The 25108-nt window shown below is 66.0% G+C and carries 22 protein-coding genes and 2 tRNA genes; 11 read left to right on the top strand and 13 right to left on the bottom strand.

What is annotated here, in order from left to right; genetic code table 11:
* Positions 1-162: 162 nt before the first annotated feature.
* A tRNA-Ala gene (locus tag ACFXJL_RS05905) sits at positions 163-235 on the bottom strand.
* A gap of 183 nt (positions 236-418) precedes the next feature.
* On the opposite strand from ACFXJL_RS05905, the gene ACFXJL_RS05900 reads away from it, so the two are divergent.
* Both ACFXJL_RS05900 and ACFXJL_RS05895 read left to right on the top strand, forming a co-directional pair.
* Positions 419-967: a DNA-binding protein gene (locus ACFXJL_RS05900; RefSeq protein WP_329021249.1), complete on the top strand. Its 549-nt coding sequence runs from the start codon at positions 419-421 to the stop codon at positions 965-967.
* Positions 968-1030: 63 nt separating this feature from the next.
* Positions 1031-2704 (top strand): protein kinase, encoded by a 1674-nt coding sequence (locus tag ACFXJL_RS05895; RefSeq protein ID WP_384689545.1) that lies wholly within the window; start codon positions 1031-1033, stop codon positions 2702-2704.
* 136 nt (positions 2705-2840) lie between these two features.
* Here ACFXJL_RS05895 and ACFXJL_RS05890 read toward each other — a convergent pair whose 3' ends face one another.
* The 10 genes from ACFXJL_RS05890 to dnaA form a co-directional block, all read right to left on the bottom strand.
* Entirely contained in the window at positions 2841-2975 is a 135-nt protein-coding gene (locus tag ACFXJL_RS05890; RefSeq protein WP_003958712.1) for a DLW-39 family protein, read from the bottom strand.
* Between the two features lie 169 nt (positions 2976-3144).
* A tRNA-Ile gene (locus ACFXJL_RS05885) sits at positions 3145-3218 on the bottom strand.
* 84 nt (positions 3219-3302) lie between these two features.
* The gene (locus ACFXJL_RS05880; protein WP_358876990.1) at positions 3303-3941 is read right to left on the bottom strand and encodes a DUF3566 domain-containing protein; all 639 of its coding nucleotides are present in this window, start codon (positions 3939-3941) and stop codon (positions 3303-3305) included.
* Positions 3942-3944: 3 nt separating this feature from the next.
* The gene (gyrA, locus tag ACFXJL_RS05875) at positions 3945-6554 is read right to left on the bottom strand and encodes a DNA gyrase subunit A (RefSeq protein ID WP_358876991.1); all 2610 of its coding nucleotides are present in this window, start codon (positions 6552-6554) and stop codon (positions 3945-3947) included.
* 41 nt (positions 6555-6595) lie between these two features.
* Positions 6596-8656, bottom strand: coding sequence for a DNA topoisomerase (ATP-hydrolyzing) subunit B (gene gyrB, locus ACFXJL_RS05870; RefSeq protein ID WP_358876992.1), 2061 nt, complete (start codon positions 8654-8656; stop codon positions 6596-6598).
* 638 nt (positions 8657-9294) lie between these two features.
* The gene (locus ACFXJL_RS05865) at positions 9295-9852 is read right to left on the bottom strand and encodes a DciA family protein (protein WP_329021244.1); all 558 of its coding nucleotides are present in this window, start codon (positions 9850-9852) and stop codon (positions 9295-9297) included.
* Positions 9849-11066, bottom strand: a complete 1218-nt coding sequence (locus tag ACFXJL_RS05860; protein WP_358876993.1) for an AAA family ATPase — start codon at positions 11064-11066, stop codon at positions 9849-9851. The genes ACFXJL_RS05865 and ACFXJL_RS05860 overlap by 4 nt, the downstream gene beginning before the upstream one ends.
* Before the next feature lie 31 nt (positions 11067-11097).
* Positions 11098-11976 carry a phosphogluconate dehydrogenase (NAD(+)-dependent, decarboxylating) gene (gnd, locus tag ACFXJL_RS05855; protein WP_329021242.1) on the bottom strand — a complete coding sequence of 293 codons (879 nt, stop codon included), beginning with the start codon at positions 11974-11976 and terminating at the stop codon, positions 11098-11100.
* 163 nt (positions 11977-12139) lie between these two features.
* A complete protein-coding gene (gene dnaN, locus ACFXJL_RS05850) occupies positions 12140-13270 on the bottom strand; it encodes a DNA polymerase III subunit beta (protein ID WP_358876994.1) in 1131 nt (376 codons plus the stop codon).
* 1044 nt (positions 13271-14314) lie between these two features.
* Positions 14315-16129: a chromosomal replication initiator protein DnaA gene (gene dnaA / locus ACFXJL_RS05845; RefSeq protein ID WP_358876995.1), complete on the bottom strand. Its 1815-nt coding sequence runs from the start codon at positions 16127-16129 to the stop codon at positions 14315-14317.
* Positions 16130-16501: 372 nt separating this feature from the next.
* On the opposite strand from dnaA, the gene rpmH reads away from it, so the two are divergent.
* The 9 genes from rpmH to ACFXJL_RS05800 all read left to right on the top strand — a co-directional run bounded on the left by rpmH (position 16502) and on the right by ACFXJL_RS05800 (position 23553).
* Positions 16502-16639 carry a 50S ribosomal protein L34 gene (rpmH, locus tag ACFXJL_RS05840; RefSeq protein ID WP_010985740.1) on the top strand — a complete coding sequence of 46 codons (138 nt, stop codon included), beginning with the start codon at positions 16502-16504 and terminating at the stop codon, positions 16637-16639.
* Positions 16640-16657: 18 nt separating this feature from the next.
* Positions 16658-17029 (top strand): ribonuclease P protein component, encoded by a 372-nt coding sequence (rnpA, locus tag ACFXJL_RS05835; RefSeq protein WP_329021239.1) that lies wholly within the window; start codon positions 16658-16660, stop codon positions 17027-17029.
* Positions 17026-17385 carry a membrane protein insertion efficiency factor YidD gene (gene yidD, locus ACFXJL_RS05830; protein ID WP_329021238.1) on the top strand — a complete coding sequence of 120 codons (360 nt, stop codon included), beginning with the start codon at positions 17026-17028 and terminating at the stop codon, positions 17383-17385. The genes rnpA and yidD overlap by 4 nt, the downstream gene beginning before the upstream one ends.
* Before the next feature lie 3 nt (positions 17386-17388).
* Positions 17389-18648 (top strand): membrane protein insertase YidC, encoded by a 1260-nt coding sequence (gene yidC / locus ACFXJL_RS05825; protein ID WP_358876996.1) that lies wholly within the window; start codon positions 17389-17391, stop codon positions 18646-18648.
* A gap of 14 nt (positions 18649-18662) precedes the next feature.
* Positions 18663-19175, top strand: a complete 513-nt coding sequence (locus ACFXJL_RS05820) for a R3H domain-containing nucleic acid-binding protein (RefSeq protein ID WP_358876997.1) — start codon at positions 18663-18665, stop codon at positions 19173-19175.
* A 114-nt stretch (positions 19176-19289) separates the two neighbouring features.
* Positions 19290-20006, top strand: coding sequence for a 16S rRNA (guanine(527)-N(7))-methyltransferase RsmG (gene rsmG / locus ACFXJL_RS05815; RefSeq protein ID WP_329021235.1), 717 nt, complete (start codon positions 19290-19292; stop codon positions 20004-20006).
* Positions 20007-20492: 486 nt separating this feature from the next.
* Positions 20493-21569 (top strand): AAA family ATPase, encoded by a 1077-nt coding sequence (locus tag ACFXJL_RS05810; RefSeq protein WP_329021234.1) that lies wholly within the window; start codon positions 20493-20495, stop codon positions 21567-21569.
* Positions 21566-22654, top strand: a complete 1089-nt coding sequence (locus tag ACFXJL_RS05805) for a ParB/RepB/Spo0J family partition protein (RefSeq protein WP_384689533.1) — start codon at positions 21566-21568, stop codon at positions 22652-22654. The genes ACFXJL_RS05810 and ACFXJL_RS05805 overlap by 4 nt, the downstream gene beginning before the upstream one ends.
* Before the next feature lie 281 nt (positions 22655-22935).
* The gene (locus ACFXJL_RS05800; protein WP_358876999.1) at positions 22936-23553 is read left to right on the top strand and encodes a GNAT family N-acetyltransferase; all 618 of its coding nucleotides are present in this window, start codon (positions 22936-22938) and stop codon (positions 23551-23553) included.
* 102 nt (positions 23554-23655) lie between these two features.
* Here the strand turns inward: ACFXJL_RS05800 and trxA are convergent, their stop codons facing one another.
* Together trxA and trxB are read right to left on the bottom strand one after the other, a co-directional pair.
* Complete coding sequence (gene trxA / locus ACFXJL_RS05795; RefSeq protein WP_358877000.1) at positions 23656-23991, bottom strand: thioredoxin; 336 nt, start codon at positions 23989-23991, stop codon at positions 23656-23658.
* 48 nt (positions 23992-24039) lie between these two features.
* Positions 24040-25014, bottom strand: coding sequence for a thioredoxin-disulfide reductase (gene trxB, locus ACFXJL_RS05790; RefSeq protein ID WP_329021230.1), 975 nt, complete (start codon positions 25012-25014; stop codon positions 24040-24042).
* Between the last annotated feature and the right edge of the window lie 94 nt (positions 25015-25108).

The raw sequence follows: 25108 nt of genomic DNA, 5'->3' as shown, positions 1-25108 counted from the left end.
CACCGTCCCGGAGCCCCCAGCCAGCCGCGGAAGCCTGCGGGCGGGTACGGACACCGTGTCTGTCCTCAGGAGGAGACAGTCGCCCACCACCCAGCCCAGACCGGCCCAGACAGCAAAATGCCCTCCGACCGGTGATCACCAGGTCGAAGGGCATTCATCGAGTGGAGCCTAGGGGAGTCGAACCCCTGACATCTGCCATGCAAAGACAGCGCTCTACCAACTGAGCTAAGGCCCCTCATGGGAGGACAAGACCGATTGGACCATGGGTCCCGGCCACATCCGCAGACCCAGAGTACCGGGTGTTTCGGGTGATCCTGCAAAACGATTAGGACTCCCCGTGGGCGACCACTCTCCGTAAGATGCACGACGAGGTTCGCAGCAGCGAAGCCCGCTTTGGGGAAGCGATGGGGAGACGCACATGGACGCCGTGCAGCAGGAGACGACCGCAAGAGCCAGGGAGCTCCAGCGAAGCTGGTACGGGGAGCCATTGGGGGCGCTGTTTCGGCGGCTGATCGACGACCTGGGGCTGAACCAAGCCCGGCTCGCTGCCGTTCTCGGTCTGTCCGCTCCCATGCTCTCCCAGCTCATGAGCGGCCAGCGGGCGAAGATCGGCAACCCTGCGGTGGTCCAGCGGGTCCAGGCGCTCCAGGAGTTGGCGAGTCTGGTCGCCGACGGGAGCGTCAGTGCAGCCGAGGCCACCGATCGCATGGAAGAGGTCAAGAAGTCACAGGGAGGCTCCGTGTTGACCGGTACCAGCCAGACCACCAGCAGTTCGGGCGCCCCCACCGTGCGACGGGTGGTGCGGGAGATCCAGTCCCTGCTGCGGTCCGTCTCAGCCGCGGGCGACATCATCGACGCCGCGGACACGCTCGCCCCGACCCATCCGGAACTGGCAGAGTTCCTCAGGGTCTACGGAGCCGGGCGCACGGCGGATGCCGTCGCACACTACGAGTCGCACCAGAACTGATCACCGAGGCTGAACCAGAGCACCACCTGACGCCTCACGAGGACGGGGAGCGGGCGCAGCGCCATGGGTGAGGTCTTCGCCGGTCGGTATGAGCTGGTCGACCCGATCGGACGCGGTGGCGTCGGCGCTGTGTGGCGCGCCTGGGACCACCGGCGCCGCCGCTATGTGGCGGCCAAGGTGCTCCAGCAGAGCGATGCGCACACCCTGCTGCGCTTCGTCCGCGAACAGGCCGTCCGCATCGATCACCCCCATGTACTGGCCCCGGCCAGCTGGGCCGCGGACGACGACAAGGTTCTGTTCACCATGGATCTGGTGAGCGGCGGGTCGCTGGCGCATGTGATCGGCGACTATGGCCCGCTGCCTCCCCACTATGTCTGCGGTCTGCTCGACCAACTGCTTTCCGGACTGGCCGCGGTGCATGCCGAGGGGGTCGTGCACCGCGACATCAAGCCCGCGAACGTCCTGATGGAGGCCACCGGCACCGGACGTCCGCATCTGCGGCTGTCCGACTTCGGCATCTCGATGCGCAAGGGCGAGCCGAGACTCACCGAGACCAACTACGTGGTCGGTACGCCCGGGTACTTCGCACCCGAGCAGATGACCGGTGCGGAACCGGACTTCACCGCGGACCTGTTCGCGGTCGGCCTGGTCGCCATATATCTCCTCGAAGGCCAGAAGCCCGACTCCAAGGCGCTGGTCGACCACTTCGTCGCCCATGGCACTCCGGGGGCGCCCCAGAGCATCCCCGAGCCGCTCTGGCAGGTACTGGCCGGACTTCTTCAGCCCGACCCCGAGGACCGCTTCCGTAGCGCCACAGGAGCGCGCAAGGCGCTCGCGACGGCGGGCGAGATGCTTCCCGATCTCGGCCCCGACGACGAGCCCGTCGAGATCTTCGACCAGCTCGGTCCCCTGCCGATGGGGTTCGGCCCTGACGGCCCGGAGAGGCCGAAGGCGCTGGGACCTGCCCGCCGCCCAACCGGCTCGGCGCCCTCCGCTCTCCCGGCATCCGCTCTCCCGGCATCCGACGGCAGCCTTCCCCACCCGACCGGGACCGAGTCCGGGGCTCCCCACGCCGCCGCACCACCTCTCGCCGGCTTCCCCACCGCGGGGCCGCCCTCCGGCCCATCGGTCATCGAACGCCCCGGCGTGGCCCCGCCCCCCGCAGAGCCCTCCACTCCGGCCGAGGCCGTCGAACCGCTGCCGCTGCCCCCACAGCCACCCAGCACACCGCCACGGCCCGTCCAGCAGCAGCCCGGCCTTCTCACCCACGGCTCCGAACCCACTCCGGGCGCGCACCCGGCGCCACACCCCCTGACACCACCGCAGTTGCCCCCGGTGCCCACGAACGGGCCGGTGCTGCCTCCACCGCCCACCCAGCCGCCGACTCCCACACCACAACCGATCCAGCAGCCGCCCACACCTCCGGCCGCTGCCGAGTCCACCCCGCCCCCCGTGTCGGACCTGCTGACGGATCACGGCGTCGCCCCCTTCTACGCCTACGCTCCTGAGCAGTTGCCGCCGTCCCACACCACGCAGACCGCGCCGACCTCACCGGTGCAGTACCAGCCGCCTCTCACTCGTACATACACCGCTCAGAGCCCTCGGGTTCCCCTCACCCGAGCCGAAGCCCGGCGCGCGGCCAAACGCCCCGGGCCGCCACTGAAGGTCGCCGCCCCCGTGCTGTTCCTGGCCCTGATCTGCTACACCGTGGGCGTCTGGGCGCTCCTCCAGCTCTGAAGCGAGCCCCCACAGGCTTTTTGCTTGAGCAATTCAAATATTCACTTGAGTGAATGCGGGGGGTGAGGGTGTGCCGGGGCAGCAGAAAGCCCCGGTCGCTTCGTGCGACCGGGGCTTCAACCAAGACTGCTGCGACTCACACACCCGAACCTGCGGGCACGGAGTCGGTCGCCTCCGTCCACAGATCCTGCTCGGCGCGATCCGCCTGGATCTGGCGGTACACGAGGAGCCCGCCGATGGCGGCCAGTGCGACCAGGAGAAGCTTCTTCACCGCGCGACCTCGTCTTTCCTTGACGTATGAGGACTTCTGCCGCCCGACTATACACACCGACCGATACCGATCAGTGACCTACGTGGACGCTTGCCCTCAGCTCAACTTCCGCAGTCAATAATGCGTTCGGCCCGTACGAAGTCACTCCGTACGGGCCGATTCAACACTGTGGGGCTAACAGGATTTGAACCTGTGGCCTCATCCTTATCAGGGATGCGCTCTAACCAACTGAGCTATAGCCCCGCCGCGCTGCGCGCTGACCTCTGAAGATTAGCGCACGTCGGGCGCAGCTCCCAAATCCCGGGGCCAAAGGCCCCGGACCTGGGACTACTCGTCCTCTGCGAGCGTCAATTCCACCCCGCCGACGAAGCCGGCGGAGAGGTTGTAGATGAACGCTCCGAGGGTCGCCAACGCGGTGGCGAGCACAACGTCGATCACCGCGATGATCGAGGTGAAGATGAGCACTCGCGGCAGCGAAAGGAACGACTGCAAGTCGAACCCATTGCTGTCGGTCGAGCCCGTGGCTTCGCTGATCGTGCCGCCGACGGTGGAGAAGACGCCCATGGCGTCCATCACCATCCACAGCACCGCAGCAGCGATCACCGTACAAATGCCGAGCGCGATCGAGAGCAGAAAACTGACCTTCATCACGGACCACGGATCGGCCTTGGCCACCCGCAGCCGCGCCTTGCGGGTGCGCGGTGTGGTCCGCGCACCCGTGCGGGGCAGCCGTACGCCGGCCTGCGTCCCCTCGTCGCCGTGCGGCGACGGGTAAGCCTGGGGCGGGCGGTAGGGCTGCCCGGCCTGGTGGGGCGCCGGCTGGTCGCCACTGAACGTCTCGTACGGGGGCTGCTTCCCCCGGGTGTCTGTCACCGTAACCCCCTGGGAGTCCGTGGCTGAGCCACGGGCACCGCTCGCTCCAGAAGCTCCGGCAGCGGCCGAACCGGCGCCCGTGGCTCCACTCACGCTCTACTCCTCGTGCTCCCCGGCCGAAGGCTCGGTGCCCTCGGCTGCCGCTTCGGCCGAAGCGGCGAAGGTCTCATCGGTCCCCACGGCCTCTTCGGCCCCTTCGACCTCTTCAGCCTCCCGACCGGCCTCGGCGTTACGAGCGATACCGACCACGGCATCGCGCTTGCCCAGGTTGATCAGTTGGACGCCCATGGTGTCACGGCCGGTCTCCCTGACTTCATTGACTCGCGTACGAATCACACCGCCGCCGAGGGTGATGGCGAGAATCTCGTCCGTCTCCTCGACCACCAGAGCGCCCACGAGCGATCCACGGTCCTCCACGATCTTGGCAGCCTTGATGCCGAGGCCGCCACGACCCTGGACGCGGTACTCGTCGACAGCGGTCCGCTTCGCGTAACCGCCATCAGTAGCAGTGAACACGAACGTACCGGGCCGCACCACATTCATCGACAGAAGCTCGTCTCCTTCGCGGAAACTCATCCCCTTGACACCGGATGTGGCACGCCCCATCGGGCGCAGGGCATCGTCCGTCGCGGTGAATCGGATCGATTGCGCCTTCTTGCTGATAAGTAGCAGATCGTCCTCGGCCGACACCAGTTCTGCGCCGATCAGCTCATCATCGGTTCCCGCCTCGGTCTCCCGGAGGTTGATCGCGATGACACCGCCGGAGCGAGGCGAGTCATAGTCCTTCAGCGGGGTCTTCTTGACCAGACCGCCCTTGGTGGCGAGCACCAGATAGGGCACGGCCTCGTAGTCGCGGATCGCCAGGATCTCGGCGATCTGCTCGTCCGGCTGGAAGGCGAGCAGATTGGCCACGTGCTGGCCACGCGCATCGCGGCCGGCATCGGGGAGCTCGTACGCCTTGGCGCGGTAGACCCTGCCCTTGTTGGTGAAGAAGAGCAGCCAGTGGTGGGTGGTGGAGACGAAGAAGTGGTCGACGATGTCGTCTTCCTTGAGCTTCGTCCCCCGAACGCCCTTGCCGCCCCGCTTCTGCGAGCGGTAGTCGTGGGTCTTCGTGCGCTTCACATAGCCGCCGCGGCTGATCGTGACGACGATGTCTTCCTCGGCGATCAGGTCCTCGATGGACATGTCACCGTCGAAGGGCACCAGCATCGAACGCCGGTCGTCGCCGAACTTCTCCACGATGACCGCCAGCTCATCGCTGACGATCTGCCGCTGCTGGGCGGGGGAAGCGAGGATGGCGTTGTACTCGTTGATCTTGGCTTGCAGCTCGTCGTGCTCGGCAACGATCTTCTGGCGTTCCAGTGCGGCCAGTCGGCGCAGCTGCATCTCCAGGATGGCGTTGGCCTGGATCTCGTCGATGGTCAGCAGTTCCATCAGACCCGTGCGGGCGATGTCGACGGTGTCGCTGCGCCGGATCAGCGCGATGACCTCGTCGATGGAGTCCAGCGCCTTGAGCAGACCGCGCAGGATGTGCGCCCGCTCCTCCGCCTTGCGCAAACGGAAGCGGGTGCGCCGGACGATGACCTCGATCTGGTGGTGCACCCAGTGACGGATGAACGCGTCGATCGACAGCGTGCGCGGCACGCCGTCCACCAGCGCCAGCATGTTCGCGCCGAAGTTCGTCTGGAGGTCCGTGTGCTTGTACAGGTTGTTCAGGACGACCTTGGCGACGGCGTCGCGCTTGAGCACGATCACCAGCCGCTGACCGGTGCGGGAAGAGGTCTCGTCCCGCACGTCGGCGATGCCGCCGATCTTGGCGTCCTTCACCAGGTCGGCGATCTTCTGCGCGAGGTTGTCCGGGTTGACCTGGTACGGAAGCTCCGTGACCACCAGGCACTGACGGTTCTGGATCTCCTCGACCTCGACGACCGCGCGCATCGTGATGGAGCCGCGTCCGGTCCGGTACGCCTCCTCGATGCCCTTGCGCCCCACGACCAGGGCGCCCGTCGGGAAGTCCGGGCCCTTGATCCGCTCGATGAGGGCGTCCAGCAGCTCCTCATGGGTGGCGTCGGGGTGCTCCAGCGCCCACTGGGCGCCTGCGGCGACTTCCCGCAGGTTGTGCGGGGGGATGTTGGTGGCCATGCCGACCGCGATGCCCGCGGATCCGTTGACCAGGAGGTTGGGGATACGGGCCGGCAGGACCGTCGGCTCCTGGTTGCGGCCGTCGTAGTTGTCCTGGAAGTCGACGGTCTCCTCGTCGATGTCCCGGAGCATCTCCATCGACAGCGGCTTGAGCTTGCACTCGGTGTACCGCATGGCGGCGGCCGGGTCGTTGCCGGGGGAACCGAAGTTTCCGTTGGAGTCCACCAGCGGCAAGCGCATCGACCACGGCTGGGCCAGCCGGACCAGGGCGTCGTAGATCGAGGAGTCGCCGTGCGGGTGGTAGGTGCCCATGACGTCACCGACGACGCGGGCGCACTTGTAGAAGCCCTTCTCGGGCCGGTACCCGCCGTCGTACATCGCGTACAGCACTCGACGGTGGACCGGCTTCAGTCCGTCCCGCACGTCCGGCAGTGCGCGGGAGACGATGACGGACATCGCGTAGTCGAGGTAGGAGCGCTGCATCTCCGTTTCGAGCCCGACGGGCTCGATCCGCATGACCGGCTCTTCTTCGGTGGTGGCAGGGTTGGGTGTCTCGTCGGCCATTGCTGGTCTTCGGTCCTTTCGTACGGTCAGCTGAGACCGACTCAGATGTCGAGGAAGCGGACGTCCTTGGCATTGCGCTGGATGAAGGAGCGACGTGCTTCGACGTCCTCACCCATCAGCACGGAGAAGAGGTCGTCGGCCTGGGCCGCGTCGTCCAGGGTGACCTGGCCGAGGACGCGGTGCTCCACGTCCATGGTGGTGATGCGCAGTTCCTCGGCGTTCATCTCGCCCAGTCCCTTGAAGCGCTGGATCGAGTCTTCCCTGATCCGCTTGCCCTGCTGCTTGCCGAGCTCCACCAGTGCGTCGCGCTCACGGTCCGAGTACGCGTACTCGAAGTCGTCCCGACCCCACTTGATCTTGTAGAGCGGCGGGCGGGACAGGAACACGTGCCCGGCCTCGACCAGGGGGCGCATGAAGCGGAAGAGGAACGTCAGCAGCAGCGTGTTGATGTGCTGACCGTCGACGTCGGCGTCCGCCATCAGAATGATCTTGTGATAGCGGAGCTTCTCGATGTCGAAGTCCTCGTGGACCCCGGTGCCGAAGGCCGAGATCAGCGCCTGGACCTCGGTGTTCTGGAGGATCTTGTCGATCCGGGCCTTCTCGACGTTCAGGATCTTGCCGCGGATGGGCAGGATCGCCTGGTACATCGGGTTGCGACCGGACTTCGCCGAACCACCGGCGGAGTCACCCTCGACGATGAAGATCTCGCACTTGGTCGGGTCGTTCGACTGGCAGTCGCTGAGCTTGCCGGGCAGTGAGGCCGACTCCAGCAGGCCCTTTCGCCGGGTCAGATCGCGCGCCTTGCGGGCGGCCACCCGGGCGGTCTGCGCCTGGATCGCCTTGCGGATGATGTCCGCGGCCTCGTTCGGGTTGCGGTCGAACCAGTCGGTGAGGTGCTCGTGCACGACCTTCTGGACGAACGTCTTCGCCTCGGTGTTGCCCAGCTTGGTCTTGGTCTGGCCCTCGAACTGGGGCTCGCCCAGCTTGACCGAGATGATCGCCGTCAGACCCTCGCGAATGTCCTCGCCGGAGAGGTTGTCGTCCTTCTCCCGCAACAGCTTCTTGTCACGCGCGTAGCGGTTGACCAGGCCCGTGAGCGCGGCGCGGAACCCTTCCTCATGCGTGCCCCCCTCATGCGTGTGAATGGTGTTCGCAAAGGAGTAAACGCCCTCGGTGTACTGGGAGTTCCACTGCATCGCGAGCTCGACCGAGAGCATCCGCTCGCGGTCTTCGGCCTCGATGTCGATCACGGTCGGGTGGATCAACTCGCCCTTGCGCGAGTTGAGGTACTTCACGAAGTCGACGATGCCGCCCTCGTAGTAGTACGTGACCGTGCGGACCTGCTCCTGCTCGGCCTCCTCGGCGGTGTCGGCGCCGACCGTGGCCTTCGCGGACTCGCGCTCGTCGGTCAGCGTCAGGGTCAGGCCCTTGTTGAGGAAGGCCATCTCCTGGAAACGACGGGAGAGCGTCTCGAAGGAGTACTCGGTCGTCTCGAAGATGTCGCCGTCGGCCCAGAACGTCACCGAGGTGCCGCTCTCGTCCGTGGCCTCGTTCTTGGCGAGGGGCGCGGTCGGGACGCCGAGCTTGTAGTCCTGCGTCCACCGGAAGCCGTCGGCCTTGACCTCGACGGCGACCTTGGAGGAGAGGGCGTTCACGACGGAGACACCCACGCCGTGCAGACCGCCGGAGACCGCGTAGCCCCCGCCGCCGAACTTGCCGCCGGCGTGGAGGACGGTCAGGACGACCTCGACCGCGGGCTTGTTCTCCGAGGGGACGATGCCCACCGGAATGCCTCGGCCGTTGTCGATGACGCGAACGCCACCGTCGGCGAGGATCGTGACCTCGATCAGGTCCGCGTGCCCGGCCAGGGCCTCGTCGACGGAGTTGTCGACGACCTCGTACACCAAGTGATGAAGCCCACGCTCACCGGTCGAGCCGATGTACATGCCGGGGCGCTTGCGAACCGCGTCCAGCCCCTCCAGGACGGTGATCGCACTGGCGTCGTACGAGGCAGTGACCTCTACGCCGCCATTGAGGGTGGACGGGGTGATCTCGTTGGGGTTGCCGGAATCGGCCACGAAGCGCCCTTTCTGGCACAGCACAAGCCGTTCTCCGGACAGGCGGGGACGGCTGCGTCGTTCGACATGTTCCGCAAGGTGGCGGGATTGTCCATCAGTCTACCGGTACCGCCGACACTCATGGGGGTTTGCCGGTGCTTGAGTCCGCATGTGCCGCCCTAAACACTGACGGTCCGACTCCCCATATGCGGGAAGGGGCTACAGGAGGCTGACACCGGCATTGAGCGCTTTGGACTGTCAGCGAACGGCTACGGTGAGGGACGGATCATGAAAGGCCCCATTCCGGGCGCCGGGACGGCCCCTCGACGAGGGCCGGGAAGCGGCGGGGGAACGGCCCTGAAACCGGTGCGGGGACGGAGCAGGAGCGGGCGCGTCCCCACCCTGCCGCCGGACTCGCCCTGCCGTCGGACCCCGGAACCACCGACTGCGTGGGCCCGCTGTGCGCCGGGCGTCCGGGCGCCTCCACTGCTCGGGTGCCGCATCCAGGAGGCCCTGAGCGGCGGCCGGGTCGATCGGAGTGGGCCGAGCCGTGGGTGGTGGAGCGCACAAGAAGGACCGCAGCGGTTCTGCACGGAATTTTCACAAGCCGGGGCAGGGTCCATGACCGATCCGACAGTGGTACCGCAGCCCTGGGGCGGTACCCGAACTCGATCCGAACCGCCCTATCCGTAGGTGTCGCCGGGGCCGGTGCTCCCGGGTGCACGGAGCGGCCCGTACCCCTTCCAGGGGCCTCCCGGCCCCAACACCTTGATCAGCCTCACGGTGCCCTGCCCGAGGTCCTCGTTGAGCCGAGCCACCAGGCGTGGCGCGAGCAGCCGCAGCTGGGTCGCCCAGGCCGTGGAGTCGCACTGCACCGTGAGCACCCGTGCGTCAGGGGCCTCGTCGTAGCGCAGCGGCACACAGTGATTGGCCAGGTGCTCGCCCACGATCTGCGGCCAGCGACCCATCACTCCGCCCACCGCGGCCGGGGTCTCCCAGCCGCGCTCGGTGATCAGTCGATTGATCGCCGCCCCCAGGGGCAATGGGTCACGACCGTCCGCATGAGCGCCGGAGCGAAGCCCTCCGCCCCTTCTGGCCTGTTTCTTCTCTTGCGCGGCTGCACCGCGGGCCCGGGCTTGCTCCTTGGCCGCCCGCAGGGCTACGCGTGCCAGGTCCACGCCGGAGACCTCGGCAGGCGCAGGGAGCCCGGCCGCCACGGGGAGCGGCAGTTCCGCGCTCATGCCCGCTTCACCTCGCCACCGGCGACCTCGTAGCGCGTCCCGGCCAACACCGCCGGTACGTCGTCGTCGACGGCCGCGGTCACCAGGACCTGTTCGGCGGGGGCCACCAGCTCGGCGAGCCGTTCCCTACGCCGGGCGTCCAGCTCGGCAAATACGTCGTCCAGGACGAGCACAGGTTCGTTTCCTTCGGTGCGCAGCAGATCGTAGGAGGCCAGCCGTAGGGCCAGGGCGTAGGACCAGCACTCGCCGTGACTGGCGTATCCCTTGGCGGGCAACTGGCCCAATCCGAGCACCAGGTCGTCGCGGTGCGGTCCGACAAGGGTGACTCCCCGCTCGATCTCCTGTTTGCGGGTCTCACCGAGCGCGGTGAGCAACTGTTCGTAGATCTCGGAACGGTCGGGGGACTGATCCGGGTGGGCCACGGTCAGTCCGGCGGAGGAACGGTACTCCAGGGCGATCGGGCCGCCACCGGGTGCGAGTGCCTCGTACGACTTCTCGGTGAGCGGCTGGAGGACCCGGATGAGCTCGAACCGCTGGGCCAGCAGTTCGGCGCCCGTGTGGGCCAGGTGCTGGTCCCATACGTCCAAGGTGGAGAGGTCCGCACCGGAGCCGCCGCGCGAGCCGGAGTCATCGGGCTCGCCCGGTGGTTCCGCAGCCGCGCGGCTCGACGGCCGGCCTGGCTTGGTCACTCCGTAGCGACGGGCTATCGCCGCCGATTTGAGCAGGGAGTTCCGCTGCTTGAGCACGCGCTCGTAGTCGGCGCGCACCCCCGCCATGCGCGGCGAGCGGGCCGTGACCAGTTCGTCGAGGAAGCGACGGCGATCGCCAGGGTCGCCCTTCACCAGCGCCAGATCCTCGGGGGCGAACAGGACCGTACGGACGATCCCCATCACATCTCGGGGTCTGACCTGCGACGACCTATTGATCCGGGCACGGTTGGCGCGACCCGGGTTGAGTTCGAGCTCCACCAGTTGCGAGCGCTCGCCCTGGGTGACGGCGCCCCGGATCACGGCGCGCTCAGCGCCGGCCCGCACGAGTGGGGCGTCGGAGGAGACCCGGTGGCTCGACAGCGTGGCCAGGTAGCCGATGGCCTCGACGAGGTTGGTCTTCCCCTGCCCGTTGGCGCCCACGAACGCGCTGACGCCCGGGTCGAGTGGGACCTCGACCCGGGCGTACGAGCGGAAGTCGGCCAGTGACAGATGCGTGACGTGCATGGATGTAGGCCGACCTCCCCCGGCTCAGGGCTTACTTCTTGCTCTCCACCGCGTGGCCACCGAACTGGTTGCGCAGTGCGGCGATCATCTTCATCTGCGGGGAGTCGTCCTGACGGGAGGCGAACCGGGCAAAGAGAGATGCGGTGATGGCGGGCAACGGTACGGCGTTGTCGATGGCGGCTTCCACCGTCCAGCGGCCTTCACCGCTGTCCTGGGCGAATCCACGCAGCTTGTCGAGGTGCTCGTCCTCGTCCAGCGCATTGACCGCGAGGTCCAGCAGCCAGGAACGGATGACCGTGCCTTCCTGCCAGGAGCGGAAGACCTCGCGCACGTCGGTGACCGAGTCGACCTTCTCCAGCAGCTCCCAGCCCTCGGCGTACGCCTGCATCATGGCGTACTCGATGCCGTTGTGAACCATCTTGGCGAAGTGACCGGCCCCGACCTTGCCGGCGTGGACGGCTCCGAAGTCACCCTCGGGCTTGAGCGCGTCGAAGACGGGCTGTACGCGGGCGACGTGCTCGGTGTCACCGCCGTACATGAGCGCGTAGCCGTTCTCCAGGCCCCACACGCCGCCTGAGACTCCGCAGTCGACGAAACCGATGCCCTTGATGCCCAGCTCGACGGCGTGCTTCTCGTCGTCGGTCCAGCGGGAGTTCCCGCCGTCCACGACGATGTCGCCGGGGGAGAGCAGCTCGGCCAGCTCATCGATGGTGGACTGGGTCGCGGCTCCGGCCGGGACCATCACCCACACCACCCGCGGGCCCTTCAGCTTGTCCACAAGCTCTTGAAGGCTGTGGACATCGGCGAGGTCGGGGTTGCGGTCGTAGCCGATGACGGTGTGGCCTGCGCGGCGAATGCGCTCGCGCATGTTGCCACCCATTTTGCCGAGGCCGATGAGGCCGAGCTCCATCTTGACTGTCCTTAAGCGTCGAATGCAGAAAGCGTCGAATGCAGATGCGTAACCGGTTCCGAGCCTACGCCGGAGTGACGTAGGCAGCCTGACGGGCCTGCTCGGGGTCTGAGCAGGCCCGTGGGAGGACACCGGGAGTGCCTGGCTGCAAAGGGGTGGGAACTCAGCCCGAGAGCCGTACAGGCATGATCAGGTACTTGTACGCCTCGTCCGCCTCGGCATCGACGGCGGGCTTGCCGCTCAGCAGCGCGGGCTTGGTGGAGGTCGTGAACGACAGCTGGGCGACCGGTGAGTCGATCGCGCTCAGCCCGTCCAACAGGAAGTTGGGGTTGAAGGCGATCGAGATGTCATCGCCCTCCAACTGGGCGTCAACACGCTCCACAGCCTGTGCATCATCGCTCGATCCGGCTTCCAGGATCAGGACGCCCTGCTCGAAGCTAAGTCGGACCGGGGTGTTCCGCTCGGCGACGAGCGCCACGCGCTTGACTGCCTCCACGAAGGGAGCGGTCTCGATCACGGCGACCGAGTTGAACTCGGTGGGGAACAGCGTCCGGTACTTCGGCAGATCGCCTTCGAGCAGCCGAGTCGTCGTCAGCCGGCCAGCGCCCTCGAAGCCGATGAGGCCCTCGCCCTTGCCCGAGCCTGCGAGTGCGAGCGTGACGGTGTCACCGCTGGTCAGGGCCTTTGCGGTGTCGAGGAGCGTCTTGGCGGGCACGAGCGCGACGGCAGAGGTGTCCGCGTTCTCCGGCTTCCACAGGAACTCGCGGACGGCGAAGCGGTAGCGGTCGGTGGAGGCGAGGGTGACGGTGTCGCCCTCGATCTCGATCCGTACGCCGGTGAGGACGGGCAGGGTGTCGTCGCGCCCGGCGGCGATGGCGACCTGGGCGGCGGCGGAGGCGAAGACCTCGCCGGGAACGGTCCCGGTCGCGGTCGGCATCTGCGGCAGGGCCGGGTACTCCTCCACCGGCAGGGTGTGGAGGGTGAAGCGGGAGGAGCCACAGACCACCGTCGCCCGTACACCGTCTGTGGAAATCTCCACCGGGCGGTTGGGCAGGGCACGGCAGATGTCGGCGAGCAGACGGCCGGAAACGAGGACGGTGCCGTCCTCGTCGACCTCGGCTTCGACGGAGACCTTCGCGGAGACCTCGTAGTCGAAGCTGGAAAAGCTGAGCGCTCCGTCCTCGGCCTTCAGCAGAAGGCCAGCGAGTACGGGCGCCGGCGGACGGGCCGGGAGGCTTCTGGCCACCCAGGCCACCGCCTCCGCGAGTACATCGCGCTCAACCCGGATCTTCACCGGAACCGCCTCCTGCTGTTGCTGGCTCGCCGTTGCTGGCCTCTGTCGTCGGCTGTGTTGCCGGGGACCAGTCTGACGCACGCCACCGACAGTCGGTGCGGCTGCGGGTCAAGTCGTGACCACAGGTGTCGCGGGCCGCCGAGCCGAGTTGTGCACAGGGCCCACTTCCAAACCAATTCCCCGCTAACTATGTGTGGCAGTAGTAGTAGGGCCTGTGGAAACGGTGGATAACGTCGTTATTGCAGGTCAACGGCTGTTTTTTGTCCACCGTGCCTGTGGGTGGAACCGGTGGACAACTCCGTGTTCCTGTGGACACCGAAAAGTTCTGCACACCCGATGCACAGGTTGGGGTCAGTTCTCCCCAGGGCCGTCCCCAGCTTTACCCAGGTTCCCCACAGCCCAATCCGCCTCCTTGGTGTGACGGCTTTCACTCGACACGGTGAGAGGGGGCGTTCTGTTGCCGAACAGTGGACAGCGGTGTGGAGAAGCTGTGGGCAACCCACCGTTGCCTGTGGGCTGCCGGTGGACAAGTTTGATCACAGCCTGTGGATGAGTTTTTCATCCACAGGCTGTGGATAACGGTTGACCACAATTCCACAACCGAGTGACCTGGGATGATCGTCTCCCGAGACTCCAGCCTGTGGATGCAATCTGGACAACCTGACAGTCCCCAGGCTGTGGACGGTGAATTCTCCCCTGATCTGTGGAGAACTCCCTGCGGAGCGGCGGTATTCGAACACTTCAGAGCCTGTCCGGCCGGCCCTCCACCGTCACGAACGGCCTCCCGGGAGCTCCGTACGGGCCGCGAAGCCCTCCCCCGCGGCTCCGGAGAACGCCGCAGGGACCAGATTCCACGAGCGATCGGCCCGCCGCCGTCCGCATCGCTGGCCCACTGGCGAGGGTCACCGGTCCCTGGGCCCCTAGATCTCTGATAGCTGGTTCCCGGGCATGGAGAAGGGCCCTGGAAACCTGCTCCAGGGCCCTTCTCCATCGATTGCGCGGCTTCCCGCCAGGCGTGGGCGCACCCCGCCCTGCGCGGGTCGGCTAGCCGTTCTTGATGCGGTTGGTCAGCTCCGTCACCTGGTTGTAGATCGACCGTCGCTCCGCCATCAGTGCCCGGATCTTCCGGTCCGCGTGCATCACGGTCGTGTGGTCCCGCCCGCCGAACTGCGCGCCGATCTTCGGCAAGGAGAGATCCGTCAGCTCGCGGCAGAGATACATGGCGATCTGCCGGGCGGTGACCAGAACCCGGCTCCTGGAGGATCCGCACAGGTCCTCCACGGTCAGCCCGAAGTAGTCCGCCGTCGCGGCCATGATCGCGCTCGCCGTGATCTCCGGCGAGGAGTCCTCACCGCCGGGGATCAGGTCCTTCAGCACGATCTCCGTCAGCCCGAGATCCACCGGCTGCCGATTGAGCGAGGCGAACGCCGTCACCCGGATCAGTGCACCCTCCAACTCGCGGATGTTGCGCGAGATGCGGGAGGCGATGAACTCCAGCACCTCCGGAGGGGCGTTGAGCTGCTCCTGCACCGCCTTCTTGCGGAGGATGGCGATCCGGGTCTCCAGCTCGGGGGGCTGCACATCCGTGGTCAGACCCCACTCGAAGCGGTTGCGGAGCCGGTCCTCCAGCGTGATCAGCTTCCTCGGCGGTCGGTCGGAGGAGAGCACGATCTGCTTGTTGGCGTTGTGGAGCGTGTTGAAGGTGTGGAAGAACTCCTCCTGCGTCGACTCCTTGCTCGCCAGGAACTGGATGTCGTCGACCAACAAGATGTCGACATCGCGGTAGCGCTTGCGGAAGGTGTCGCCCTTGCCGTCCCGGATCGAGTTGATGAACTCGTTGGTGAACTCCTCCGAGCTGACGTACCGCACCCGGGTCCCCGGATAAAGGCTCCGCGCGTAGTGCCCGATGGCATGGAGCAGATGGGTCTTGCCCAGCCCCGACTCGCCGTAGATGAAGAGAGGGTTGTACGCCTTCGCCGGGGCCTCGGCGACCGCGACGGCGGCGGCGTGGGCGAACCGGTTGGACGCGCCGATCACGAAGGTGTCGAAGAGGTACTTCGGATTCAGTCGGGCGTGCGGCTCACCCGGCCTCGGAGCCGGCGACGGCTGTGCCCCCAGTGGACCGGGTGCCCCCGTCGGGCCGCGGTGGGACTGCGGGGACTCGTTCCTCTCATGGCGCTCCGGCCGCCCGGACTCATACGACTGTCGCTCCGACGGCTGGGGCGAGCGGTAGTCGTGCGACGACTGGTGCGATCGCGGCGAGGCATAGGGGTCGCGGTCCTGGAAGCCGCCGAGGCGCGGCTGTTGCCAGGACAGGTCCTCCTGTGAGCGCGGCCAGGCGCCGGGTTCGGGCCGCTGCTGCTGGTACTCCGGGTACGCGGGCCGGATCTCCGGCAGCCCGTCGTCTCCGGAGCGGTGACCGTATCCGCGGTAGCGGTCGTTCTGCTGATAGCGGTCGCCCGGTGCGTCGTCCCGCTGCGGGCCCGCGTACTCGTCCTGCTGTCCCTGGTACTCGTCGCGCTGCGGTCCTTGGTAACGCGGTGCCTGGGACTGTTGTGCCGGGGGCCGTGCGGCTGGCGGTTCGCCCGCCGAGTCGTCGACCGTGATCGCGATCCGAATGGGACGTCCGCACTCCCGGCTCAACGTCTCACTGATCAGTGAAGCGAGCCTGCCTTCCAGAACCCGCTTGCTCCACTCATTGGGTGCGGCCAGTAGCGCGGTGTCGGAGACCAGCGCCAGCGGCTGGCAGCGTTCGACCCACTGCTTGTCCTTGGGCTCGATGCCTGGCTGGCCATCGGCGAGGAGTTGTTCCAGCACGCGTGGCCACACTGCGGCAAGATCGGCAGGTACGTCAGCCACAAGGCACGCTCTCTCACAGGTCCCACGAAGGTGTGGTTCTCGGGACGGGGATGGGAAGGACAGGCAAGGACAGAAAGGAAAAGGGTTCGGAGTTCAGCCAAGGTAGTCAGGGCGACCCGCGCGGTTCAAGTTGTTGTCCACAGCCTGTGCATAGTGGCTGCGGGCGTGACCCTGGTTTGACCGGATGGCGTAGCCGCGCGTACCGTAAACAGGTCGAGTTGTCGATGGCTGCTGCCGCCTGCCTCCGATGGGCAAACCTCACACTCTGTGATGGTGAAGCGGTGCACTCGGGCGAAACGCGAGCTACTCGTGGGCGCACGGTGACAGCCAGGCGATGTCCCGCCATCTACGAATCATTTCTGGAGCCCCCGAGTGAGCAAGCGCACCTTCCAGCCGAACAACCGTCGTCGTGCGAAGACCCACGGTTTCCGTCTTCGCATGCGCACCCGTGCCGGCCGCGCGATTCTCGCGTCTCGCCGTGGCAAGGGTCGCGCAAGCCTGTCCGCCTAATCGCGTTCAGGTCATGACGTGCTGCCTACCGAGAATCGGCTGAGGCGGCGCGAGGACTTCGCGACCGCGGTACGACGGGGTCGCCGGGCAGGTCGCCCGCTTCTCGTCGTCCATCTACGCAGCGGTTCAACGGACCCGCACGCGCCTGGGGAGAGCGCTCCCCCGACGTGTGCGGGTTTCGTCGTAAGCAAGGCTGTAGGCGGAGCGGTCGTGCGCAACAAGGTCAAGCGCAGACTGCGGCACCTCATGCGCGATCGGCTCGCCGAGCTGCCCCCCGGTAGCCTGGTGGTCGTACGGGCGCTGCCCGGTGCGGGTGACGCCGCTTATGAACAGCTGGCCCGAGACCTGGATGCCGCCTTCCAGCGGCTGCTGGGAGGGGGCGCGCGATGAAGTACCCGCTGCTGGCTCTGATCAAGCTGTACCAGTGGACGATCAGTCCCCTGCTGGGACCCGTCTGCCGGTACTACCCGTCGTGTTCCCACTACGGATACACGGCCATCGACCGACACGGTGCGGTGAAGGGCACGGCTCTCACCGCTTGGCGGATCCTGCGGTGCAATCCGTGGTCGCCGGGCGGTGTGGACCATGTGCCGCCCCGTAAGCGTCCGCGGTGGCACGAAATGCTGCGCGATGCCGTACGTGGCAACAAGGGCGGGCACTCCGCCGCCGAAGTGCCTTCCCAGGGGTCGACGTCCAAGCCCCTGGAACCGGCCGCAGAGACCTCGCCCAAAGCTCAAGGAGCCTGATTAGTGGACACGATTGCCAGTCTCTTCAGTTTTATCACCACACCTGTTTCGTGGATCATCGTCCAGTTCCACAAGCTCTACGGGGCGGCCTTCGGTCCTGACACGGGCTGGGCCTGGGGACTGTCCATCGTGTCGCTGGTGGTCCTGATCCGCATCTGTCTGATCCCGCTCTTCGTGAAGCAGATCAAGTCGATGCGGAACATGCAGGCGCTTCAGCCGAAGATGAAGGCGATCCAGGAGCGCTACAAGAGCGACAAGCAGCGTCAGTCCGAAGAGATGATGAAGCTGTACAAGGAGACGGGCACCAACCCGCTCTCCTCGTGCCTTCCGATCCTCGCGCAGTCGCCGTTCTTCTTCGCCCTGTACTACGTGCTCTCGAACATCGCGTCGGGCAAGACCGTCGGCGTGATCAATGAGTCACTGCTGAACAGTGCCCGTGAGGCGCACATCTTCGGTGCTCCGCTGGCGTCCAAGTTCACGGACAGCCCGGGCAAGGTCGAGGCTCTCAACGCCACCCTGCTCGATGTGCGGATCGTCACGGCAATCATGATCATCCTGATGTCGGCGTCGCAGTTCTACACCCAGCGCCAGCTGATGGCGAAGAACGTCGACCTGACGGTCAAGACGCCGTACATGCAGCAGCAGAAGATGCTGATGTACATCTTCCCGGTCATCTTCGCCGTCATGGGCATCAACTTCCCCGTCGGCGTCCTCGTCTACTGGCTGACCACCAACGTGTGGACCATGGGCCAGCAGATGTACGTGATCAACCAGAACCCCACCCCCGGCAGCAAGGCGCAGGACCAGTACCTGGGCCGTCTGCTGAAGAGCGCCACCACCCGCGGTGACGTGCGGTCCCGGCGCAAGCGCAATGTCGTGGCGGCCATCGTGGCCAAGGGTCCGGATCGCAATGACAACGAGCGTCGGTTCATCTCCGGCCTTGCCAAGGCGGGCTTCGCGGCCCAGGCCGACGGCAATGTGGCGAAGAGTGACACCGCAGTCGCCGATGTCGAGGGCGGCGGAGCACCGCACAAGCGCCAGCAGCCCAAGCGGCAGACCAAGGCCAAGCGGCATACGGCAGCCACCCAGCCGGGTGCCAAGACCAGCGACGCCGCTGAGCCCGATGCGAAGCCTTCGCTTCGGAAGGACACCCCGCAGGATTCAAAGCCGAAGCCGGCTGGCAAGTCTGCCGCACGCCAGCAGCCCAAGGCGGGACAGCGCAAGGGTCAGCAGCGGCCCAAGCACCCGTCGTCCAAGAAGTAAGAAGGAGTCCATCCGTGACGGAAGGCACCATCCCCGCCGCCGCCGAGGAAGGCGACACCCTGACCCGCCTTGAGCAGGAAGGGGAGATCGCCGCCGACTACCTCGAAGGTCTGCTCGACATCGCCGATCTGGACGGTGATATCGACATGGACGTCGAGGCCGACCGGGCTGCGGTCTCGATCATCAGCGATTCGGGCGGTAGGGATCTTCAAAAGCTGGTTGGCCGGGACGGGGAGGTTCTGGAGGCACTCCAGGAACTGACCCGTCTGGCCGTGCACCGGGAGACCGGCGACCGCAGCCGGCTCATGTTGGACATCGCGGGATTCCGGGCGAAGAAGCGCACGGAGCTCGCCGAACTGGGTGCCAAGGCCGCCGCCGAGGTCAAGGGTTCCGGAGAGCCGGTCAAGCTCCAGCCCATGACACCCTTCGAGCGCAAGGTCGTCCACGACGCGGTCGCCGCCGCGGGGCTGCGCAGCGAGTCCGAGGGCGAGGAGCCGCAGCGCTTCGTCGTCGTGCTCCCTGCTTGACCTCTGTTGTTCCATCGGCCCCGTCTGTTTCGCAGGCGGGGCCGATCTTTGTCAGCCTGATAGTCAGCCACCACGGTCCATATTGCGACCCAGCGGTACGGAAGGACGGTCCCCGTGACGGAGGCAGCAGAGCTTCCCTTGGCGCCCGAAGCGGCCCGGAGGGTTTTCGGAGAGTTCTATCCGGAAGCCGTGCGGTATGCGGAACTGCTCGCTGATGCCGGAGTCAAGCGTGGCCTGATCGGTCCTCGCGAGGTGCCACGACTCTGGGAGCGTCATCTTCTGAATTGCGCCGTGCTCTCCGAGGTGGTCCCTGAGGGCGTCACGGTCTGTGATGTGGGCTCGGGGGCAGGGCTGCCAGGTATTCCTCTGGCGCTGGTCCGACCGGATCTGAAGATCACGCTGCTGGAGCCTCTGCTGCGGCGTACCAACTTTCTCCAGGAAGTGGTCGAGCTGCTGGGGCTGGACCATGTGACGGTGGTGCGTGGTCGGGCCGAGGAGGTCTTGGGGACCCTTACGCCGGTTCATGTGGTGACGGCGCGTGCGGTGGCACCGCTGGACCGGCTCGCCGGCTGGGGTGTGCCGCTTCTCCGTCCCTATGGAGAGATGCTCGCCCTCAAGGGAGACACCGCAGAAGAAGAGCTTCAGGGGGCCCGGGCAGCCCTCAGTAAATTGGGTGTGGTGAGCAGCTCGGTGTTGCATGTCGGGGAAGGACTGGTCGACCCGCTGGCCACCGTGGTGCGTGTTGAAGTTGGTGAGAGCCCGGGCGGAGTGCGATTCGCTGCGAAGCGAGCCAAGGCGGCACGGGTCAGCCGTACACGCCGGAGGCGATGACCGGCACGTGGCCGGCCTGTGGAGCCTGCCCGCTGTGATGGATGTCTCCTGGGGTGGGCACTGGCTCCCGTTCGCTGCGAGATCGGCGAGCGGAGCTGCTTGGCCGGGAGCGTTCGGGGGCGATGAGACCGTAGCTTTCCTGCCTCCGAACCCTGCCCCGTCGTCTGCTCTGGGATCGGGTGGCGGTGTCTCCGATAGCTGCGAGGGTGCCCTGCTTCGGTTGAGTCGTCCCCGGATTCCTGGGCCAGATGCTCCATACAAGCTGCCATACGTACACATTTCGGAGTGTCGACCTGGGGTCGGCACGGTACCCGATGCATCGTGTTTCACGTGAAACGTCGCTCACTGCTGCAGGGAATCATCAGCCGCGGGCGGGCAGCCGCCCCGATTCGTAGCCGTAAGCCCCTCGTTGGGGTTAGGGCGTTGTCCACAGAGGTGGATTCATCCACAGAAGCACGGGCCTCGCTGGTTCATGACCCCGAAAGCATGGCAGGCTCTGTTCATCGCGAGCCTGAAGTCGAGGAGAGTGAATCCTTGCGGTCCGACGCCAACATCGCGGGACCGATGACCGATCCGGTCCCCGGTCCCCGTACCGAGTCGGGGGGAGAAGATGTTTCACGTGAAACACCGCCCCCGATGGACGACACCCCCATTGGTCGAGCTGCCCAGCTGGCCGTGGAGGCGCTGGGGCGTGCCGGCGCGGGCCTGCCCCGACCTGAGCAGACCCGCGTCATGGTTGTCGCCAATCAGAAAGGTGGCGTTGGGAAGACCACCACCACCGTCAATCTCGCAGCCTCGCTCGCCCTGCACGGTGCGCGTGTTCTCGTGGTCGACCTGGATCCTCAGGGCAATGCCTCTACGGCCTTGGGTATCGATCATCACGCGGAAGTTCCCTCGATCTACGACGTCCTCGTGGACAGCAGACCTCTCTCCGAGGTTGTTCAGCCGGTCCCCGATGTGGAAGGTCTTTTCTGTGCGCCCGCCACCATCGATCTCGCCGGTGCGGAGATCGAGTTGGTGTCTCTGGTGGCTCGGGAGAGTCGACTACAACGAGCGATCCAGGCGTATGAGCAGCCTCTGGACTACATCCTGATTGACTGCCCTCCGTCGTTGGGTCTACTGACCGTCAATGCGATGGTGGCCGGCGCGGAGGTACTGATTCCCATCCAGTGCGAGTACTACGCGCTGGAAGGGCTGGGGCAACTGCTCAGGAATGTGGATCTGGTGCGTGGTCATCTCAACCCCACGCTCCATGTATCCACGATTCTCCTCACCATGTACGACGGCCGTACCCGTCTCGCCTCACAGGTGGCCGAGGAGGTCCGTACTCACTTCGGTGAGGAAGTGCTACGGACGAGCATTCCGCGTTCGGTCCGTATCTCGGAAGCTCCGAGCTATGGGCAGACGGTTTTGACTTACGATCCCGGTTCCAGTGGATCTCTGTCTTACCTTGAGGCAGCACGCGAGATTGCACTTCGCGGGGTCGGAGTCCACTACGACCCGCAGCACGCCCATGTGGGCGGCCAGAAAAGTCAGCAGAACGTCTCGGAGGGGATTCAGTGAGCGAGCGACGTAGAGGGTTGGGGCGTGGGCTCGGTGCCTTGATCCCTGCCGCTCCCCAGGAGAAGCAGCAGGCGTCTTCCAACGTGTCCATGGGCCCTGTTGGAGCGCCACAAACGCCCACCACTGACCGTGGGGTGGCAGCCGCAAAGGTGACGGCGCTGGCAGCCGCCCCCGAAGTCATGCTGCCCGCGCAGTCCTCGGATCGTTCATCCGAGCAGGCTGGGTCAACGGGTGCGTACTTCGCTGAAGTGCCGATCGACGCCATCACCCCCAACCCACGGCAGCCCCGTGAAGTCTTCGACGAGGACGCCCTCGCCGAACTCGTTACTTCCATCAAGGAAGTCGGGCTTCTTCAGCCGGTTGTCGTACGGCAGTTGGGCCCGGATCGCTATGAACTGATCATGGGCGAGCGTCGCTGGCGGGCCTGCCGTGAGGCCGGACTGGAGCGGATCCCCACCATCGTTCGGGATACGGACGATGAGAAGCTTCTGCTGGATGCCTTGCTGGAGAACCTGCACCGCGCTCAGCTGAATCCGCTGGAAGAGGCAGCCGCTTACGACCAGTTGCTCAAGGACTTCAACTGCACCCATGACCAGTTGGCAGACCGTATTGGCCGCTCTCGGCCTCAAGTCTCCAACACCCTTCGGTTGCTGAGGTTGTCGGCGCCCGTTCAGCGCAGGGTCGCTGCTGGCGTGCTCTCCGCCGGCCATGCGAGGGCTCTGCTCTCTGTGGATGACTCCACGGAGCAGGACCGCCTGGCGCATCGGATCGTGGCCGAGGGGCTGTCGGTCAGAGCGGTTGAAGAGATCGTGACCCTCCTCAACTCCAGCTCTGCGGCAACGGCCAAGCCCAAGAGCCCCAGGGCCGGCACACGTGTGTCGCCTGCCCTCGGCGATCTGGCAACTCGCCTTTCGGACCGCTTCGAGACTCGAGTGAGGGTCGACCTCGGTCAGAAGAAGGGCAAGATCGTCGTTGAGTTTGCCTCGATGGAGGACCTGGAGCGCATCTTGGGCACCCTGGCGCCGGGGGAGGGCAGGGTCCTGGAGAAGAGTCTCGATGACGGGGATTCTCACGACGAGAGCTGAGTGAGGCTCTCTGCTTGAGTCATGAGGCGGGCCATGTTCGGGAGAACGACCGGACACGGTCCGCCTGTGTTTCTTTCTCCCCTTCTGTGTGGGGACACGCTCGATACGATGCTGATGGATGGGTCACTGCGCCTCGTTGTCTGACTGAGACCTCCTACCGGTGATCACTGTGGAGTCGCCAGGTAGCCGCAGCCTTTAGCTGAGGGAAGCAGGGTCTCCAGGGCCGGCGGGAGGGTGTCGTGCCTCTTGCGAGCCAGGGCAGGAAGCGAGGAACAGCCTCCATGGGGCGTCGGCTTGTACCTCTCACATTGGACAATCTCTCGGACCTGCCCCGGCCTTGCCGGGCATGCGTCTTCTGGGAGCTCGACCCTGTTCGCGGAGACGCTGCCGTTCGAGCGGGGCGATCAGAGCTGGAGAAGGAGTCCTGGATCTCGGCGGTCCTGCTGGACTGGGGGTCCTGCGGCAGAGTGGTCTATGTGGACGATGTCCCTGCTGGGTTCGTTCTCTATGCGCCCCCTGCCTATGTTCCGCGGTCCCAGGCATTTCCGACGAGCCCAGTTTCAGCGGATGCCGTGCAGCTGATGACCGCGTGGATCAGCCCCGGGTACCAAGGGCAGGGCTTGGGCCGTGTCATGGTGCAGACAGTCGTGAAGGATCTGCTGCGCAGAGGGTTCCGGGGGATAGAGGCATTCGGTGATGCCCGTTGGAAGGAGCCTGCTTGTCTTCTACCAGCTGATCATCTCCTCGCAGTTGGCTTCAAGACCGTGCGGCCTCATCCCTCCTATCCACGGTTGAGGCTGGAGCTGCGGACTGCTCTCTCCTGGAAGGAAGACATGGAACTCGCGCTTGATCGATTGCTGGGTGCCGTTCAGAAGGAGCCGGTACTCAGACCGCTTTGATCATGGGGATGTCTATGAGCGCGACGAAGGGGCTCACCCCGTACGGGATGAGCCCCTTCGCTGTTTCACATCCGATGTTTCACGTGAAACATCGGGCCCATGTCACTTGTGGGCGAGGAACGGCTCCAGTTCACGAAGAATCGCAGCCTTGGGCTTGGCGCCGACGATCGTCTGCGCCACCTCACCGTTCTGGTACACATTCAGCGTCGGGATGGACATGACGCCGTACTTCGCCGTGATGGTGGGGTTCTGATCGATGTTGAGCTTCACGATCTCGATCTTGTCACCATGCTCGGCGGCAATGGCCTCCAGCGACGGCGCAATCTGACGGCACGGACCGCACCACTCGGCCCAAAAGTCCACGAGTACAGGCTTGTCGCTCTTGAGGACAACCTCTTCGAAGGTGTCGTCCGTAACGGTCTTCAGGGCGCCGGCCACGGCGGCCTCCTTAGCTTCTTCTGGGGGTGGGAAAGGACAGTCGAGGAATCAGACCGCAGGGGTCTTCTCGGGCTCTGCGACCTTCTCGCCATCGGCAAGGGCCGCGAGGAACCGCTCGGCGTCCAGAGCTGCGGAGCAGCCAGTACCAGCGGCAGTGATGGCCTGACGGTAGGTGTGGTCGACGACATCGCCCGCGGCGAAGACACCGGTGAGGTTGGTGCGGGTCGAAGGCGCAGCGACCTTCAGGTAGCCCTCGTCGTCAAGGTCGAGCTGCCCCTTGAAGAGCTCCGTCCGCGGGTCGTGACCGACGGCGATAAAGAGACCAGTGGCCGCCAGCTCGGACGTCTCGCCCGACTTGGTGTTGCGCAGAGTCAGTCCGGTGAGCTTCTGGTCGCCATGGATCTCGGCAACCTCGCTGTCCCAGGCGAACGAAATCTTGGGGTCGGCGAAGGCCCGGTCCTGCATGGCCTTCGAAGCCCGCAGGGTGTCGCGACGGTGGACGATCGTCACTGACTTTGCGAAGCGGGAGAGGAAGGTCGCTTCCTCCATCGCAGTGTCGCCACCACCGATCACCGCGATGTTCTGGTCCTTGAAGAAGAACCCATCACAGGTGGCGCACCAGGAGACGCCTCGCCCGGAGAGCGCATCTTCATTGGGCAGACCAAGCTTGCGGTGCTGGGAGCCGGTGGTCACGATCACGGCTTTGGCGCGGTGCACGGTGCCCGCAGTGTCGGTGACGGTCTTGATGTCGCCGGTGAGGTCCACGGAGACCACATCGTCCGGGACGAGCTCGGCACCGAAGCGCTCCGCCTGGGCGCGCATGTTGTCCATCAGGTCCGGGCCCATGATGCCGTCACGGAAGCCCGGGAAGTTCTCCACATCGGTGGTGTTCATCAGTGCGCCGCCGGCCGTGACGGCACCTTCGAACACCAACGGGTTCAGCGAAGCCCGTGCGGTGTAGAGCGCCGCCGTGTACCCGGCTGGCCCGGAGCCAATGATGATCACGTTACGGACGTCGCTCACGGGTTCTTCCTCGTCTCTGAAGGCTGTGCTGCTGCCGGGGTGCCGGGTCAATGACTCCTCACCCCACCCAACGGATACTAAGGGGCTCGCATTC

It is taken from the genome of Streptomyces sp. NPDC059256, assembly GCF_042753785.1.
Taxonomy (GTDB): domain Bacteria; phylum Actinomycetota; class Actinomycetes; order Streptomycetales; family Streptomycetaceae; genus Streptomyces.
This window is presented reverse-complemented; position numbering and strand designations above follow the sequence as displayed.

Coding starts and splice junctions, on each gene's coding strand:
- ACFXJL_RS05900 (WP_329021249.1), top strand. CDS start 419: ATGGACGCCGTGCAGCAGGAGACGACCGCAAGAGCCAGGGAGCTCCAG.
- ACFXJL_RS05895 (WP_384689545.1), top strand. CDS start 1,031: ATGGGTGAGGTCTTCGCCGGTCGGTATGAGCTGGTCGACCCGATCGGA.
- gyrA (WP_358876991.1), bottom strand. CDS start 6,554: ATGGCCGACGAGACACCCAACCCTGCCACCACCGAAGAAGAGCCGGTC.
- ACFXJL_RS05865 (WP_329021244.1), bottom strand. CDS start 9,852: ATGAGCGCGGAACTGCCGCTCCCCGTGGCGGCCGGGCTCCCTGCGCCT.
- ACFXJL_RS05860 (WP_358876993.1), bottom strand. CDS start 11,066: ATGCACGTCACGCATCTGTCACTGGCCGACTTCCGCTCGTACGCCCGG.
- gnd (WP_329021242.1), bottom strand. CDS start 11,976: ATGGAGCTCGGCCTCATCGGCCTCGGCAAAATGGGTGGCAACATGCGC.
- yidD (WP_329021238.1), top strand. CDS start 17,026: ATGAAGTACCCGCTGCTGGCTCTGATCAAGCTGTACCAGTGGACGATC.
- ACFXJL_RS05810 (WP_329021234.1), top strand. CDS start 20,493: ATGGCAGGCTCTGTTCATCGCGAGCCTGAAGTCGAGGAGAGTGAATCC.
- ACFXJL_RS05800 (WP_358876999.1), top strand. CDS start 22,936: ATGGGGCGTCGGCTTGTACCTCTCACATTGGACAATCTCTCGGACCTG.